This window comes from Pseudomonas sp. RL_105y_Pfl2_101 (assembly GCF_963970585.1).
In the GTDB taxonomy this organism is placed as follows: Bacteria; Pseudomonadota; Gammaproteobacteria; order Pseudomonadales; family Pseudomonadaceae; genus Aquipseudomonas.
The window spans coordinates 27,616-44,486 of sequence record NZ_CAXAPG010000014.1 but is presented as its reverse complement, the minus strand read 5'-3'; the positions used below and the strand labels follow the sequence as shown (position 1 = coordinate 44,486).

Below are 16,871 nucleotides of genomic sequence, written 5' to 3'. Positions count from 1 at the left end.
AGACCTTTGCTGAACACCAATCACCCGTATCCCCCTGATACATTTCATCAATCGGCCTGACGACGCAGGAATGCCGGGATGTCCAGGTAATCCAGATCGTCTTGCGGATTCATCTTCGCGGCAGCCGCAGCACCGGCCTGGGCCTGGTTGCGCATGACGGTCGGACGGTCCAGGTCACGGTAGTTCACCGCAGGCTGCTCCTGACGAACGGGGGCTTGCTGCTGTGGCTGGGAGGCCATGGCGGTCTGGACGGTGTTATCGATCACCTTCATCGGTTTCTCGATTTTCGCGCCCAGGCCAGTGGCAACCACGGTCACGTGCAGCTCGTCACGCATGTCCGGATCGATCACGGTGCCGACCTTGACCATCGCGTGGTCGGAAGCGAACGCCTCGATGATGCTACCCACGTCGGAGTACTCGCCCAGGGACAAGTCGGGACCGGCGGTGATGTTCACCAGGATACCGCGGGCACCCTGCAGGTTGACGTCTTCGAGCAACGGGTTGCGGATAGCCGCTTCGGTGGCTTCGCGCGCACGGTTCGGACCGCTGGCGCAGCCAGTGCCCATCATCGCCATGCCCATTTCGGACATCACAGTGCGTACGTCGGCGAAGTCGACGTTGATCATGCCTGGACGCTTGATGATGTCGGAGATACCGCGAACGGCACCGGCCAGTACGTCATCGGCCTTGGCGAAAGCCGACAGCAGGCTTGCGTCTTTACCCAGGATGGTCAGCAGCTTCTCGTTAGGAATGGTGATCAACGAGTCGACGCTTTCGCTCAGCGCGCGGATGCCTTCGTCGGCGATCTGCATGCGCTTGCGGCCTTCAAACGGGAACGGACGGGTCACCACCGCAACGGTGAGGATGCCCATTTCCTTGGCCACTTCGGCAATGATCGGGGCGGCACCGGTACCGGTACCACCGCCCATGCCAGTGGTGATGAACACCATGTTGGTGCCGGCCAGGACTTCGGCGATGCGCTCGCGGTCTTCCAGGGCAGCCTGACGGCCAACCTCAGGATTCGCGCCGGCACCCAGGCCCTTGGTCACGCCGGTACCCAGTTGCAGGATGGTCCGCGCGCCGATGTTTTTCAGCGCTTGAGCATCAGTGTTGGCGCAAATGAATTCGACGCCTTCGATGTTGCTCTTGACCATGTGGTTGACAGCGTTGCCGCCGCCACCGCCGACACCGATTACTTTGATAACCGGGCTAGCGGGGATGTTGTCTACGAGTTCGAACATTTTCCCTCTCCTTTCATTCTCTAGTTTTTTCGCCTACTGCGTTTGCTGCGTCTTCCTGCGCCAAGCCTGAAACCTGCCGCTTGAAGCTTTGAAACTGTTTAAAAGTTGCCTTTGACCCAAGCCTTGAGCTGCTCGAACAGCGGAGCCTTCGGCTCGTCGCTGCTGTAGCTGTCGCGGCTGCCGATGCCCGAAAACGAAATCCCGTCGGACTGTTTCTGCAAGCCGTACATCAACAGGCCCACGCCAGTGGAATAGATCGGGTTGCGGACCACGTCATCCAGGCCCTTGACGCCATGGGGCACGCCCAGGCGCACCGGCATGTGGAAAATTTCTTCGGCCAGCTCGACCGCGCCTTCCATCTTCGACGTACCGCCGGTCAGCACGATGCCGGCCGGGATCAGGTCTTCGTAACCACTGCGACGCAGTTCGGCCTGGATCAGCGTGAACAGCTCGTCATAACGCGGCTCGACCACTTCGGCCAGGGCCTGGCGTGACAGTTCGCGCGGTGGACGGTCGCCGACGCTTGGCACCTTGATGGTTTCGCCGGCACCGGCCAGCTTCGCCAGGGCGCAGGCGTAACGGATCTTGATTTCCTCGGCGTACTGGGTCGGGGTGCGCAACGCCATGGCGATGTCGTTGGTCACCTGGTCGCCGGCAATCGGAATCACCGCCGTGTGGCGAATGGCGCCTTCGGTGAAGATCGCGATGTCTGTAGTGCCGCCGCCGATGTCCACCAGGCACACGCCCAGTTCTTTCTCGTCGTCGGTCAGCACCGAGTAGGCCGAGGCCAGTTGCTCGAGGATGATGTCGTCGATTTCCAGGCCGCAGCGACGTACGCATTTCTCGATGTTCTGCGCAGCGTTCACCGCACAGGTCACCACGTGGACCTTGGCTTCCAGACGCACGCCGGACATGCCCAGGGGCTCACGCACGCCTTCCTGGTTATCGATCACGTAATCCTGCGGCAGGGTGTGCAGTACACGCTGGTCCGCCGGGATCGCCACGGCCTGGGCCGCGTCGAGTACGCGCTCAAGGTCGGCGGAACTGACCTCGCGATCACGAATTGCCACGATGCCGTGGGAGTTCAGGCTGCGGATGTGATTGCCCGCCACGCCGACGAACGCCGAGTGGATCCGGCAACCGGCCATCAGTTGCGCCTCTTCGATGGCGCGCTGGATCGATTGCACGGTGGACTCGATGTTCACCACCACGCCTTTTTTCAAGCCGCGGGACGGGTGTGTACCGATCCCGACGATGACCAGCGTGCCGTCGTCCGCGACTTCGCCTACCAGCGCCACCACCTTGGAAGTGCCGATATCAAGACCGACGATCATTTTCCCGCTTTGCACGTTTGCCATGGGTCCTGCCTCTTCTTAATTCTTCGCGACGGCGGGTTCGGCCGTCGTGGGCGCTACAGGTTCCCGCCAGCCAACAGCCAGGCCGTTGGCGTAGCGCAGATCGATGCGCGCAATGTTCGTAATCTGTTCTTTGAGCGTCTTGTCATAAATGGCGATAAAACGGCGCATCTTTTCCACCTGGTTCCCGCGCCCGAGCAACAGCTCGATGCCCGGCCCCGAGCTGCCCGCGCCAGTGGTCAGGAACCAACTGCCGCGCTCACGCAACTCCAGGCGTGCGATGGAGAAGCCCAGTGGCCGCAACATCTGGCTCAACACCTGGTATTGCTGCATCACTTGCTGCTGGGCCCGCTGTGGGCCGAACAGTTGTGGCAAATGTTCGTAGTTGGCCAGTTCCCGCGGCGTAAACGCCTGGCCCTGGTTGTTCAACAACGATTCGTCGCCCCAACGGGCCACCGGCAATTGTTCTTCCAGGCGGATCGACACCTGGTCAGGCCACACCCGCCGAACTTCGGCGTGGGCGATCCAAGGCATCTGCTCCAGTTCCTTGCGCATGCCCGCCAGGTCGATGGTGAAGAAACTCGACGCGACGAAGGGAGCGATCCGCTGCTGCACGGCCTGCTGGCTGATGTAGCTCAGGTCGCCCTGGACGTTGATCCGGGCGATTGGGCGGTCGGCATAAGGCAGCAACCGTTGCGCGCCTTCATACGTACCGAACCCCAACGCCACCAGCAGCACCGGCCAGAACAAGCTCTTGAGAAAGCCAAAATTGGCTTTCGGCAAGCGCGCCGACATCGGCTCTTTGGCCACCATTCGGCTGGCACCCCGCGGCACCGGCTTGCGACCGGGTGCGGATGGCTGATGACGAAGCGATGCGCCTTGCATGGCTTAACCTCTTGGCTCTTGATGGCCAACACTGGCGGCCAGGATCGACAGCACCAGTTGCTGGAAATCCAGACCGGCGGCGCGAGCCGCCATCGGCACCAGGCTGTGGTCGGTCATGCCAGGCGCGGTGTTGACTTCCAGGAACCAGAACTGCCCATCGGCGTCCTGCATCACGTCCGCCCTGCCCCAACCGGCGATACCCAGCGCCTCACAGGCCTTGCCCGTGAGTTCCATCAGTTCTTTTTCCTTGGCGGCGTCCAGCCCGCAGGGAATGCGGTACTGGGTATCGTTGGCGACGTACTTGGCGTCGTAGTCGTAGAACGTGTGGGGCGTACCCAGCGCAATCGGAGGCAACACCTGGTCACGCAGGGTGGCGATGGTGAACTCGGGACCGGTGATCCATTGCTCGACCAACACTTGCGAATCGTAGGAGCTGGCGTCTTTCCATGCCGTGGTCAACTCAGGCAGCGAATTCACTTTCGCCATGCCGATACTTGAACCTTCATGGGCCGGTTTGACGATCAAAGGGAAGCCCAGTTCCGTGGCCGCCGAAATACAATCGGCCTCGGACGCCAGCACGGCGTGACGCGGCGTCGGAATGCCGAGGCTGTGCCAGACCTGCTTGGTGCGCAGCTTGTCCATCGCCAGGGCTGAAGCCAGGATGCCGCTGCCGGTGTAGGGAATGCCCAGGCACTCGAGCAGGCCTTGCATGCTGCCGTCTTCGCCGCCACGACCGTGAAGAATGATGAACGCGCGATCGATCTTTTCGCTCAGCAGGCGCTGCAGGAAGTCGTCGCCCACGTCGATGCCGAATGCGTCGACACCGGCGCCTTGCAGGGCTTGCAGCACGGCGTTGCCGGACTTGAGGGACACCTCGCGCTCGGCGCTCTTGCCGCCGAACAGCACGGCAACGCGGCCGAAGGCTTTCGGATCAAGGGTCGAGACCAGGTTGGCGTAGGCAGCAATCATTTCAGTTTCCCCTCGCTGGCAGCCACGATTGCCCCGGCGAATAACGGACTGTTCAACAGTTTCGGGGCCAGGCCACCGATGTCACCGGCACCCTGGCACAGCAGGATGTCGCCGGCGCGCAGCAGCGGCTTGACCAGCGGCGCGAGGTCCACGCCGCGTTCGATGTAGATCGGGTCCAACTGCCCGCGCTGGCGAATGCTGTGGCACAGCTGGCGGCTGTCGGCCCCCGGGATCGGCTCTTCACCGGCCGGGTAGACTTCCATCAACAGCAACACATTGGCGTCGGCCAATACTTGGACGAAATCGTCGTACAGGTCGCGGGTGCGGCTGTAGCGGTGCGGCTGGTAGACCATCACCAGGCGGCGCTCAGGCCAGCCACCGCGCACGGCCTTGATCACCGCCGCGACTTCGGTCGGGTGGTGACCGTAGTCATCCACCAGCATCACGTTGCCGCCGTCCACCGGCAGTTCGCCGTAGACCTGGAAACGTCGGCCCACGCCCTGGAACCCGGACAGGCCTTGGACGATGGCTTCGTCGCTGACGCCTTCGTCAGTGGCGATGCAGATGGTGGCCAAGGCGTTCAGCACGTTGTGGTTGCCGGGCATGTTCACCGACACATCCAACGGCTCGCGATCAGGGCGCAGCACGGTGAAGAACGTCTGCATGCCCTGCTGGCGCACATTGATGGCGCGCACGTCGGCCTCTTCGCCAAACCCGTAGGTCACCGTCGGGCGCTTGATCAGTGGCAGGATCTCGCGCACCACTGGGTCGTCCAGGCACACCACCGCCAAACCGTAGAACGGCAGGTTGTGCAGGAACTCGACGAAGGTTTTCTTCAGTTTGTTGAAGTCACCGTCGTAGGTCGCCATGTGGTCGGCGTCGATGTTGGTAACCACGGCCACCAGCGGTTGCAGGTGCAGGAAACTCGCATCGCTTTCGTCGGCTTCGGCGATCAGGTAGCGGCTGGTGCCCAGTTGGGCATTGGTGCCCGCGGCATTCAGCCGACCGCCGATCACGAAGGTCGGGTCCAGGCCACCGGCCGCGAACACCGAGGCGATCAGGCTGGTGGTGGTGGTCTTGCCGTGGGTACCGGCGACGGCGATGCCGTGGCGATAGCGCATCAGCTCGGCCAGCATCTCGGCCCGTGGTACCACGGGGATGCGGCGTTCCAGGGCGGTGGCGACTTCCGGGTTGGAGGTGTTCACGGCGCTGGAAACCACCAGCACGTCGGCATTGGCGGCGTTCTCGGCACGGTGGCCAATAAATATCTGCGCGCCGAAGGACTCCAGGCGCTCGGTGACCGGGGAGGCCTTCAGGTCGGAACCCGAAACCTGGTACCCCAGGTTCAGCAGCACCTCGGCGATCCCGCACATGCCCACGCCGCCGATACCGACGAAGTGGATGCGGCGGATACGGCGCATTTCCGGTTGCGGCATGGCTTTGCGATTCTCAACCATGGGCCACCTCCAGGCAGGTATCGACCACTTGGGTCGTGGCATCGGGTTTGGCCAGGCGGCGTGCGGCACGGGCCATGTCTTCAAGTCGTTGCGGCTGCATCAAAACCTCTGTCAGGCGGGCGGCAAGATCCGCGGCGCCAGTCGTTCTTTGCGGCATCAGGAAGGCAGCGCCTTCACGGGCCAAATAGTCGGCGTTACGGGTCTGGTGATCGTCGATGGCGTGGGGCAAAGGCACCAGCATCGAGGGCAGACCGGCGGCAGCCAGTTCACTGATGGTCAGCGCGCCTGCGCGGCAGACCACCAGGTCGGCCCAGCCATAGGCTTGGGCCATGTCTTTGATGAAAGGCTGCACTTGCGCCTCGACGCCGACGGCGCGGTAGCGCTCGGCGGTCACTTCATCGTGGTTTTTGCCGGCTTGGTGAAACACTTCCGGGCGCAGTTCGGGGGCGACCTGCGACAGGGCGTCGGGCAGCAATTTGTTCAACGGTTCTGCCCCCAGGCTTCCGCCCAGGACCAGCAAACGTGCCTTGCGTCCAGCCAGGGCTGGGCGCGGCGTATCGAAAAACAGCTCGGTACGCACCGGATTACCGGTGGTGCGGCGGCTGCCCGACAGGGTAAAGGTGTCGGGAAAGGCTTCACAGACCCGGGCGGCCAACGGCACCAGTAACCGATTGGCGGTACCGGCCACGGCGTTCTGCTCATGGACGATCACCGGCACACCGGCCAGTTTTGCCGCAACGCCGCCAGGACCGGTCACATAACCGCCAAACCCCACTACGCACACCGGCCGCAACCGACGGATGATCGCCCGCGCCTGCCAGACCGACTTGAGCAGCATCAACGGCGCCTTGAGCAACGACAACTTGCCCTTGCCCCGCAGGCCGCTGGCGTCGATTCGGTGCAGTTCGAGGCCGGCGCCGGGCACCAGTTCGTTCTCGATACCCCGAGGCGTTCCCAGCCAGTGCACGGTGTAGCCGCGCGCCTGGAACTCCCGGGCACAGGCCAACGCCGGGAATACGTGCCCGCCGGTACCGCCCGCCATGATCAGTACGTTAGCGCCCATGAGTCGGCTCCTCGGCAAAGTCGCTCTCTTGAAACTCCATCTCTTCGCTGCCCAGGTGGGTTCGACTCTCCCATTCGATGCGCAGCAACAGGCCCAGACAGGCACAGCAGATCACCAGGGAGCTGCCGCCATAACTGAGGAACGGCAGCGTCAGGCCTTTGGTCGGCAGCAGGCCGACGTTCACGCCGATGTTGATCAGGAACTGGCCGATCCACAGGAATGACAGGCCATACGCCACATACGCGGCAAAAAACTGCTTGGCCTTCTCGGCCCACAAGCCGATGTACATGCCGCGCACGCAGACGAACACGAACAGGGCAAGGGTGCACAAGGAACCCACCACACCCAGCTCTTCGGCCAGGACCGAGAACACGAAGTCGGTGTGGGCTTCCGGCAGGTAGAACTGTTTCTGCACGCTGTTGCCCAGGCCCACGCCCAGCCATTCGCCGCGACCGAAGGCGATCAGCGCCTGGGTCAATTGATAGCCGGAACCGAACTGGTCGGCCCACGGATCGGTAAAGGTGATCAGGCGCGCCATCCGATACGGTTGCGCCTGTACCAGCACCGTCACGGCCCCCACCGCTAGCGCGACCATCAGGGTGAAACGGAACAGCCCGACGCCCCCCAGGAACAACATGGCCGCCGCCGCCCCCATCATCACCACCGTGGCGCCGAAGTCCGGCTCCATCAGCAGCAGGCCCGCCATCGGCAGCAACACGATGAACGGCTTGAAGAACCCCATCCAGCTCTCGCGCACTTCTTTCTGGCGACGCACCAGGTAACCGGCAAGGTAGATCACCACGAAGACCTTGGCGATCTCCGAAGGCTGTACGTTGAAGAAGCTGAAGCCGATCCAGCGCATCGAGCCGTTGACCTCGCGGCCAATCCCCGGCAACAGCACCATCACCAACAGGCCAAAGGCACCGAGCAGCATCAGCCAGCCCAGGCGTTGCCAGGTGGCGATGGGCACCATCATGGTGACGATGCACGCGCCCACGCCAATCACCAGGTAAATCAGGTGGCGAATCATGTGATAAAGCGTGTTGCCCGACTGCACCGCCGCCACTTCCGACGACGCGGACGTGATCATCACCAGGCCCAGGCCCAGCAAGGCCAGGCAACCGACGAGCATCGGAAAGTCCAGGTCGATGCCACGCCCAGTGATCAACGGCGACGGGTACGGCTTGATGATGCTCAGCAGGTTCATGCCAAGTCCTCCGCAGCCTGGGCGAACAACTGCCCACGCTCTTCGTAGTTCTTGAACATGTCGAAACTGGCGCAGGCCGGTGACAACAGCACCGCATCGCCCGGGTGCGCGAGGGCGCGGCATTGCTGCACCGCTTCGTCCAGCGAGCCGACGCGAACCTGCGGCACGGCGTCGCCGAGCGCCTGGGCGATCAATTCGCGGTCGCGGCCCATCAGCACCACGGCACGGCAGTTGGCCGCCACCGGGTCGCGCAGGTCCTTGAAGTCGGCGCCCTTGCCGTCGCCGCCGGCGATCAGCACGAGCTTGCCGTCGATGTCCGCGCCCAGCCCTTCGATGGCCGCCAGTGCGGCACCGACGTTGGTGGCCTTGGAGTCGTTGTACCAAGCCACACCGTTCAGGTCGCGCACCCACTGGCAGCGGTGCTCAAGACCGGCGAAGGCGCGCAGGGCCGAGAGCATGGCGTCGAACGGCAGGCCGACCCCATGCCCCAAGGCCAACGCGGCCAGGGCATTGGCCTGGTTGTGAGCGCCACGAATCTTCAGCTCGCGCACCGGCATCAGGTTCTGGAACTCGAAGGCCAGGTATTTCTCGCCATTCTCTTCGCGCAACCCGAAACCTTTGAAATCCGGAACGCCCAGGCCGAAGGACCAGCACGGCATACCGTCGCCCAACAATGGACGGGTCAGGGCGTCCTGGCGGTTGAACACCACTTGCCGAGCGCCACGGAAGATCCGGTGCTTGGCCAGGTGATAAGCCGGCAGGCCGCTGTAGCGGTCCATGTGGTCTTCGCTGATGTTGAGCACGGTCGCCACTTCGGCACCCAGGTGGTCGGTGGTTTCCAGCTGGAAACTCGACAGCTCCATCACGTACAGCTCGACGTCGTCACTGAGCAGGTCCAGCGCCGGGGTGCCGAGGTTGCCGCCCACGGCGACGCGCTTGCCGGCCGCCGCGGCCATTTCGCCGACCAGGGTGGTGACGGTGCTCTTGGCATTGGAACCGCTGATGGCGACGATCGGCGCCTTGGCATTACGCGCGAACAGCTCGATGTCGCCGGACAATTTCACGCCACGGGCAGCGGCCGCCTGCAGGGCCGGAGTCGCCAGGGCCAGGCCGGGGCTCACGTAGAGCTCGTCGGCGCGGCACAGGAATTCGACGTCCAGCTCGCCACAACGCACGTCCACCTGCGGATAGTCACGGCGCAGCGTGGCCAGCTCAGGTGGATTTTCCCGCGTATCAGCCACGGCAAACGACACACCCCGGTTCGCCAGGAAGCGAACCAGGGACATGCCGCTCTTGCCGAGGCCGACAACGATGCGGAAGTGGTCAGAAGCGATCAGGGACACTCGTTCTACCTCAGCTTCAGGGTGGCAAGGCCGACCAGGACCAGAATCACGGTGATGATCCAGAAACGGACGATCACTCGTGGCTCGGGCCAGCCCTTGAGTTCAAAGTGGTGATGGATCGGCGCCATGCGAAATACCCGGCGGCCGGTCAATTTAAAGGACGCAACCTGAATGACGACCGACAGGGTCTCCATCACGAACACACCGCCCATGATGAACAGGACGATTTCCTGACGAACGATGACGGCGATGGTGCCCAGGGCCGCGCCCAGCGCCAGCGCGCCAACGTCGCCCATGAAGACTTGCGCCGGGTAGGTGTTGAACCACAGGAAGCCCAGGCCGGCACCGATCAGCGCACCGCAGAACACGATCAACTCGCCCGCCCCCGGCACATAGGGGATCAGCAGGTATTCGGCGAACTTCACGTTACCCGACAGGTAGCAGAAGATCCCCAGGGCACCGCCGACCATGACCGTGGGCATGATCGCCAGGCCATCGAGACCGTCGGTGAGGTTGACCGCGTTGCTCGAACCGACGATCACCAGGTAGGTCAGCACGATGAAACCTGCGCCCAGCGGGATGCTGTAGTCCTTGAGCATCGGCAGGATCAGGGTGGTCTCCACCGGAGAAGCAGCGGTCATATAGAGGAAGATCGCCGCGCCGAGGCCGAACACCGACTGCCAGAAATACTTCCAGCGGCTTGGCAGCCCACGGGAGTTCTTCTCGATGACCTTGCGGTAGTCGTCGACCCAGCCGATGGCGCCGAAGAACAAGGTTACCAGCAGCACGACCCAGACATACCGGTTCGCCAGGTCGGCCCAGAGCAAAGTGCTGATGCCGATGGACGAGAGGATCAGCGCGCCGCCCATGGTCGGGGTGCCGGATTTGGACAGGTGCGATTGCGGGCCGTCGTTACGGACCGACTGGCCGATTTGCAGGCTCTGCAGGGTGCGGATCATCCACGGGCCCAGGAACAGCGACAACGACAGCGCGGTCAGCACCCCCAGGATCCCGCGCAGGGTCAGGTACTGGAAGACCGCGAAGCCTTTGTGGAACTGTTGCAGGTACTCCGCTAGCAGCAGCAGCATCAATGTTTCTCCGTGGAGGCGCCGCACAGCGCCGCGACGATGTTTTCCATCGCTGCGCTGCGTGAGCCCTTGATCAATAAGGTGGTGTTCGGGTCCTGCTCGGCGCCCAAGGCCTGGATCAGTTCAGCCTGAGTGGTGAAATGCCGTGCGTGTTCGCCAAACGCGGCGACCGCATGGGCCATCATCGGACCGACCGCATACAGCGCGTCGACCTTGCCGCGCGCATAGGCACCGACGTCGTGATGCCCCTGTTGCGCCCAATCGCCCAGTTCACCGATGTCCCCCAGCACCAATACGGTGCGACCGGTGAAACCGGTGAGGATATCCACGGCCGCGCACATGGACGACGGGTTGGCGTTATAGGTGTCGTCGATCACGCGCATGCCGTTGCTGGCCAGTTGCGCGACGGAGCGCCCCTTGACCGGCTGCACGGCGTTCAACCCGGCGACAATGCCCGGCAGCGACACGCCCAGCGCATGGGCGGCAGCCGCTGCGGCCAGGGCGTTGGCAACGTTATGAATGCCGAGCAGGTTCAATTGCACCCGCTCAGCGCCATCCGGGCTGTGCAGGTTGAAGGCCGGGCAACCGCGAGCATCGCGGCCCAGGTCGCTGGCGTAGAAATTCGCGGCGAGGTTGTTCAGGGCAAAGGTCAGCACCTTGCGCCCACCCGCCCGGGTCTTCCAGATTTCGAAAGCCTTGTCGTCGAGGTTCAGCACGGCGACGCCATCGGCATCCAGCCCCTCGATGATTTCGCCTTTGGCCTCGACGATTTTTTCCGGTCCGCCGAACTCGCCGACGTGGGCGGTCCCGGCATTATTAAGCACCGCCACGTGGGGCTTGGTCATGCCCACGGTATAGGCAATCTCGCCGAGCCGCGAAGCGCCCAGCTCGATCACGGCGCCACTGTGCTCCGGCGCCAGTTCCAGCAAGGTCAGTGGCACGCCGAGGTCGTTGTTCAGGTTGCCACGGGTCGCCAACACGGGACCGCGGGTGCGCAGGATGCTGGCAAGCATTTCCTTGACCGTGGTCTTGCCGCTGGAGCCGGTGATGGCCGCGACCGGGTTGCCATACGCCGCGCGGTTCAGCGCACCGAGCTGGCCCAGAGCCTGGCGGGTATCGTTGACGAGCAATTGCGGCAGCGTACTGTTGGTCACTTCGCGCTCGACCAGTGCCGCGACCGCACCTTTGCCCGCCACTTCGTTCAAGTAATCGTGACCATCGAAGCGCGGCCCAGCCAGGGCGACGAACAATTGCCCCGACGCGATCGCCCGGCTGTCGATGCTGACGCCGTTGAAGGTGGCGTCCGCGGCAATGAGGCGCGCATTCAGGGCGCTGGTCAGTTCGCTGAGCTTCAGGGCTTTAAGCATGGGCCACCTCCCACGCGGTCAGGGCGTGATCGGCTTCCACAAGATCAGAGAAAGCATGGCGTTCGCCGTTGATTTCCTGATAATCCTCGTGGCCCTTGCCAGCCAGGACGATGACATCGTCCGCCGAGGCGCTGGCGATCAACTGGGCGATGGCCAGGCCGCGACCCTCCACGAAGGTGACGTTATCCGCGGCGGCAAAACCGGCGCGGATGTCGTCGAAGATCCGCAACGGGTCTTCGCTGCGTGGGTTGTCGTCGGTGACCAGCACGCCGTCAGCCAAGCGCTCGACCACTTCGGCCATCAGCGGGCGCTTACCGCGATCGCGATCGCCACCGCAGCCGAACAGGCACAGCAACTTGCCCTTGGCGTGAGGACGCAGGGCCGTGAGAACTTTTTCCAACGCGTCGGGGGTATGGGCGTAATCGACCACCACCAGCGGTTGAGTACCGCCACCCAGGCGCTGCATGCGACCGGCCGGGCCCTCGAGCTTCGGCAAGACCTTGAGAATTTCGTCCAGCGCGTAGTCCAGGCCGAGCAAGGCGCCGATGGCCGCCAATACGTTGCTCAGGTTGAAACGGCCGAGCAAGGTGCTGCGCAAATGGTGCTCGCCCTGGGGCGTGACCAGCGTGGCGCGCACGCCTTCGTCATTGAATTGCGCCAGGCGTACATAAAGGTAGGCGCTGGCATCTTCCAGGCTGTAGGTGATCAACCGGGACTCGCGCTTTTCGGCAGCCAGTTGCCGACCGAATTCGTCATCGAGGTTGATGACCCGGCACTTCAGGTCATTCCAGGCAAACAGCTTGGCCTTGGCTTCACCATAGGCCTGCATCGTGCCGTGGTAATCCAGGTGGTCTCGGGACAGGTTGGTCAACACCGCGACATCGAACGCCAGCGCGGTCACACGGCCCTGGTCCAAACCGTGGGAAGAGACTTCCATCGCAACGGCCTTGGCACCGGCCTTCTTCAGGTCCGCCAGGGTCGCTTGCACGGCAATCGGGTTCGGCGTGGTGTGCAGGCCACTTTCCAGTGCGCCATGGAAGCCGTTGCCCAAGGTGCCGACAATGCCGCAATGCTGGCCGAGCAGGTCGAGGGCCTGGGCCACCAGTTGGGTCACGCTGGTCTTGCCGTTGGTGCCGGTCACGCCCACCAGGTTCAGGTGACGGCTCGGCTCTGCGTAGAAACGCCCGGCGATGTCCGACAACTGCGCCGCCAGCCCCTTGACCGGAATCAGTGGAATGTCGGTGATCGGCAGCACGGTCGCGCCTTGCACTTCATAAGCCACGGCAGCCGCGCCACGTTTCAGGGCATCGGCAATATGGTCGCGACCATCGACACGGGCACCCGGCACCGCCAGGAACAAGTCCCCGGCGCGTACATTGCGGCTGTCCAGGGCCAATTCACGAATCAGCAGATCGTGACCGGCGTGGGCAAAGATCTTGTTCAGGCTCAGGGACATCAGCCACGCCCTCCTTCGGCTTTCAAGGGAACGACCGGTGCGGTATTGGCCTGCTGGGTCGGCGGCAGGTTATCCGGGGTAATGTTCATCAGGCGCAAGGTCCCGGACATCACTTTGCTGAACACCGGCGCCGAGACCAGGCCACCGAAGTAGCCAGCCTTGCTCGGTTCGTCGATGACCACGACGATGGCGTAGCGCGGGTCGCTCATCGGGCCGAAGCCGGCAAACAGCGAACGGTAGGAGTTCTCGGCGTAGCCCTTGATGCCCACGGAGACTTTACGGGCCGTACCCGATTTGCCTGCCACGTGATAGGCCGGGACCTGGGCGCGATAGACACCACGCGGCGCCTCGATCACCTGCTGCAGCATGCCCTGCATGGTCTTGGCGACGCTCTCCGGGATCACCTGGGTAGTCTGCGGCGCCTTGTCGGCCTTGATCAGGGTCAGCGGTGCCATCCGCCCATTGTTCGCCAGCGCGGAAAACGCGTGGACCAACTGGATCGCTGTCACGGAAACACCGTAGCCGTAGGACAACGTGGCGGTTTCAGCCTTGCGCCAATCGCGGTAGTTCGGGAGGTTGCCGACACGCTCGCCCGGGAAGCCCAGGCCGGTGTCCTGGCCGAGGCCAATTTTCTGGGCCAGGTGATAAATCGTCTCGCCGCCGATATCGAAGGCGATCTTGCTCATACCGACGTTACTGGAGTTGATCAGGATGCCGGTCAGGTCGAGTACCGGGCCTTCAGTCCTGGACACGTCGCGGATGGTGTACTTGCCGATCTGTAGGGTACCCGGGTACACCTCGACCGTGTCGCTCGGTTTCCAGCGCCCGGTTTCCAGGGCGGCGGCCATCGACACCGCTTTCATGGTCGAGCCCGGTTCGAACACGTCGATCATCGCGCGGTTGCGCATCATCGCCGGTTGCAGGTTGCGACGGTTGTTCGGGTTGTAGGTCGGCTGGTTGACCATCGCCAGGATCTCGCCAGTCTTCACGTCCAAGATCACCAGGCTGCCGGCCTTGGCACCGTTCTCGACGATGGCGTTGCGCAACTCACGGTTGGCCAGATATTGCAGGCGCAGGTCAATGGACAACGCCAAGGGCTTTCCGGCCTTGGCGTTTTTGGTGACTTGGACATCCTTGATCAGCCTGCCGCGCCGATCCTTGATGACCTGGCGCTTGCCGGGAATCCCGGCGAGCCATTCGTCATAGGCCAGTTCGACACCCTCCCGCCCTCGGTCATCAATGTCGGTAAACCCGACCATGTGGGCGGTGACTTCACCGGCCGGGTAAAACCGCCGGAACTCTTCGATGCCGTAGACACCGGGGATTTTCAAGTCGAGCACACTCTGGCCTTGCTCGGGCGTCAACCCGCGCACCAGGTAGATGAATTCTTTGTTGGCCTGGGCTTCGAGGCGCTCAGCCAGGGCCTTGGGATCCTGTCCAAGCGCCGCCGCCAGTGCGGGCCATTTTTCCTTGGCCGACTGCATTTCCTTGGGGTTCGCCCACAAGGTGGTCACCGGAGTGCTCACGGCCAGGGGTTCGCCATTGCGGTCGGTGATCAGACCACGGTGCGCCGGGATCGGAATATGTCGCACGCTACGGGCGTCACCCTGCTCCTTGAGGAAGGCACGGTCGACGACCTGCAGGTCGATGATGCGCCAGGAAATGGCCGCCACCATGATCCCGAGCAAGCCCAGGACCAGGCGAAACCGCCACGGGAACAGCGCCCCTTCGAGTTTCATCATGGCGTCACCATCTGCACTTCGGCAGCGCCAGGGATACGCATTTTCAGTTGTTCGGTGGCCAAGACTTCGATGCGGCTATGGGCAGTCCAGGTGCTCTGTTCCAGGATCAGCCGGCCCCACTCGGCCTGCGCCTTGTCGCGCACGCTCAGTTCGCTGTAGAGGGTATTGAGCAACTGCCGATTCCAATGCGCGCTGTAGGACACGGCGATGGCCGACACGAGCACGCCGACAAACAGCAGCAGCATGAAAAAGCTGCCGCCAGGCAAAGGCTTGGCGAAGAGCCTGCTCACCGCAACTTCTCCGCAACACGCATGACCGCGCTACGGGCGCGCGGGTTGGCCTTGAGTTCAGCCTCGGAGGCGAACTGCGCCTTGCCATGGACCTTGATTTTTGGCACGAAGGCTTCGAAACGCACCGGCAGGTTGCGCGGTAGGTTATCGGCTTCGCCCTTGGTGAGTTTGCGCATGAACAGCTTGACGATGCGGTCTTCCAGGGAATGGAAGCTGATCACCACCAGCCGACCGCCGATCTCCAGCGCTTCAAGCGCCGCTTCGAGACCGACTTCCAGATCGCCCAGCTCGTTATTGACGTGGATGCGCAAGCCCTGGAAAGCCCGGGTCGCCGGATTCTTGCCTTTCTCCCAAGCCGGATTGGCAACCTTCAGCACCTCGGCCAGATCGCCGGTGCGCTCGAATGGCTTGATGTCGCGCCGCTCGACCACGGCACGGGCCATGCGGCCGGAGAAACGCTCTTCACCGTATTCCTTGAAGACACGGGCGATTTCTTCCACCGAGGCAGTGTTGACGAATTCGGCGGCGCTGATCCCACGGGACGGGTCCATGCGCATGTCCAGCGGGCCGTCATTGAGGAAACTGAAGCCGCGCTCCGGGTCGTCCAGTTGTGGCGAAGACACGCCCAGGTCGAGCAACACGCCACTGACCTTGCCGGCCAGGCCACGCTCGGCGACTTCCGAAGCCAGCTCGGCAAAGCTGCGCTGCACAATGACAAAGCGGCCGTCTTCGGCCGCCAGCGCTTGCCCGGTGGCAATCGCTTGAGGATCCTTGTCGAACCCCAGCAACCGGCCACCCGGACCGAGCTTGCTGAGAATCAACCGGCTGTGTCCGCCACGCCCGAATGTGCCGTCCAGATAGCAGCCATCAGGACGTACGGCGAGAGCCTCGACGGCTTCGTCAAGCAGTACGGTGATGTGGTTAAAGCCGCTTTCAATAGTCACAGGATCAAATCACGCAGTTCATCAGGCATGGCGCCCGGTTGTTGAATAGCAGCGAGGTCAGCGGCAGAAACCGCATTCCAGGCATCTTCGTCCCACAGCTGGAACTTGTTCAGTTGGCCCACCAGCATCGCGCGCTTGTCCAGCTTGGCGTACTCGCGCAGGCGCGGTGGCACCAGGAAACGACCACTGCCATCGAGCTCGAGGTCGACGGCATTACCGATCAGCAAGCGTTGTAAGCGGCGATTTTCTTCACGCAACGAAGGCAGTGCGCGCAGTTTGGTTTCGATGATTTCCCACTCATCAAGAGGGTAAACGCACAAACATGGGTCAACGGCGTCGATCGTGACGATTAACTGCCCCGAACTTCGCGAAACGAGCTCGTCACGATACCGGCTGGGCATGGCGAGCCGCCCTTTTGCATCGAGACTGATAGCGTTAGCTCCGCGAAACACGTCTGCGTTTCT

Annotated in this window: 15 protein-coding genes; all 15 read right to left on the bottom strand. The window is 63.1% G+C overall.

The window, feature by feature from the left end:
- Positions 1 to 47 precede the first annotated feature (47 nt).
- Positions 48 to 1,241 carry a cell division protein FtsZ gene (gene ftsZ, locus AACY31_RS16580; protein ID WP_339478098.1) on the bottom strand — a complete coding sequence of 398 codons (1,194 nt, stop codon included), beginning with the start codon at positions 1,239 to 1,241 and terminating at the stop codon, positions 48 to 50.
- A gap of 98 nt (positions 1,242 to 1,339) precedes the next feature.
- Positions 1,340 to 2,599, bottom strand: a complete 1,260-nt coding sequence (gene ftsA / locus AACY31_RS16575; RefSeq protein ID WP_024618465.1) for a cell division protein FtsA — start codon at positions 2,597 to 2,599, stop codon at positions 1,340 to 1,342.
- A gap of 15 nt (positions 2,600 to 2,614) precedes the next feature.
- Complete coding sequence (locus AACY31_RS16570) at positions 2,615 to 3,481, bottom strand: cell division protein FtsQ/DivIB (protein ID WP_339478091.1); 867 nt, start codon at positions 3,479 to 3,481, stop codon at positions 2,615 to 2,617.
- 3 nt (positions 3,482 to 3,484) lie between these two features.
- Positions 3,485 to 4,450, bottom strand: a complete 966-nt coding sequence (locus tag AACY31_RS16565) for a D-alanine--D-alanine ligase (protein WP_339504799.1) — start codon at positions 4,448 to 4,450, stop codon at positions 3,485 to 3,487.
- Positions 4,447 to 5,907 (bottom strand): UDP-N-acetylmuramate--L-alanine ligase, encoded by a 1,461-nt coding sequence (murC, locus tag AACY31_RS16560; protein ID WP_339478086.1) that lies wholly within the window; start codon positions 5,905 to 5,907, stop codon positions 4,447 to 4,449. Before murC ends, AACY31_RS16565 begins: the two co-directional genes overlap by 4 nt.
- Positions 5,900 to 6,970, bottom strand: coding sequence for an undecaprenyldiphospho-muramoylpentapeptide beta-N-acetylglucosaminyltransferase (gene murG, locus AACY31_RS16555; protein WP_339478084.1), 1,071 nt, complete (start codon positions 6,968 to 6,970; stop codon positions 5,900 to 5,902). The genes murC and murG overlap by 8 nt, the downstream gene beginning before the upstream one ends.
- Positions 6,960 to 8,171, bottom strand: a complete 1,212-nt coding sequence (gene ftsW / locus AACY31_RS16550) for a putative lipid II flippase FtsW (RefSeq protein ID WP_339478258.1) — start codon at positions 8,169 to 8,171, stop codon at positions 6,960 to 6,962. The genes murG and ftsW overlap by 11 nt, the downstream gene beginning before the upstream one ends.
- Before the next feature lie 2 nt (positions 8,172 to 8,173).
- The gene (gene murD, locus AACY31_RS16545; RefSeq protein ID WP_339478081.1) at positions 8,174 to 9,520 is read right to left on the bottom strand and encodes a UDP-N-acetylmuramoyl-L-alanine--D-glutamate ligase; all 1,347 of its coding nucleotides are present in this window, start codon (positions 9,518 to 9,520) and stop codon (positions 8,174 to 8,176) included.
- 5 nt (positions 9,521 to 9,525) lie between these two features.
- Positions 9,526 to 10,608, bottom strand: coding sequence for a phospho-N-acetylmuramoyl-pentapeptide-transferase (gene mraY, locus AACY31_RS16540; protein WP_339478079.1), 1,083 nt, complete (start codon positions 10,606 to 10,608; stop codon positions 9,526 to 9,528).
- Positions 10,608 to 11,975 (bottom strand): UDP-N-acetylmuramoyl-tripeptide--D-alanyl-D-alanine ligase, encoded by a 1,368-nt coding sequence (locus AACY31_RS16535; RefSeq protein ID WP_339478077.1) that lies wholly within the window; start codon positions 11,973 to 11,975, stop codon positions 10,608 to 10,610. The genes mraY and AACY31_RS16535 overlap by 1 nt, the downstream gene beginning before the upstream one ends.
- Positions 11,968 to 13,431 carry a UDP-N-acetylmuramoyl-L-alanyl-D-glutamate--2,6-diaminopimelate ligase gene (locus AACY31_RS16530; protein ID WP_339478076.1) on the bottom strand — a complete coding sequence of 488 codons (1,464 nt, stop codon included), beginning with the start codon at positions 13,429 to 13,431 and terminating at the stop codon, positions 11,968 to 11,970. Before AACY31_RS16530 ends, AACY31_RS16535 begins: the two co-directional genes overlap by 8 nt.
- On the bottom strand, positions 13,431 to 15,170 hold the full coding sequence (locus tag AACY31_RS16525; protein ID WP_339478255.1) for a peptidoglycan D,D-transpeptidase FtsI family protein: 1,740 nt from the start codon (positions 15,168 to 15,170) through the stop codon (positions 13,431 to 13,433). Before AACY31_RS16525 ends, AACY31_RS16530 begins: the two co-directional genes overlap by 1 nt.
- Positions 15,170 to 15,463, bottom strand: coding sequence for a cell division protein FtsL (gene ftsL, locus AACY31_RS16520; RefSeq protein WP_339478073.1), 294 nt, complete (start codon positions 15,461 to 15,463; stop codon positions 15,170 to 15,172). The genes AACY31_RS16525 and ftsL overlap by 1 nt, the downstream gene beginning before the upstream one ends.
- A complete protein-coding gene (rsmH, locus tag AACY31_RS16515; RefSeq protein WP_445261549.1) occupies positions 15,460 to 16,407 on the bottom strand; it encodes a 16S rRNA (cytosine(1402)-N(4))-methyltransferase RsmH in 948 nt (315 codons plus the stop codon). The genes ftsL and rsmH overlap by 4 nt, the downstream gene beginning before the upstream one ends.
- A complete protein-coding gene (gene mraZ / locus AACY31_RS16510; protein ID WP_003205355.1) occupies positions 16,404 to 16,859 on the bottom strand; it encodes a division/cell wall cluster transcriptional repressor MraZ in 456 nt (151 codons plus the stop codon). The genes rsmH and mraZ overlap by 4 nt, the downstream gene beginning before the upstream one ends.
- Positions 16,860 to 16,871 lie beyond the last annotated feature (12 nt).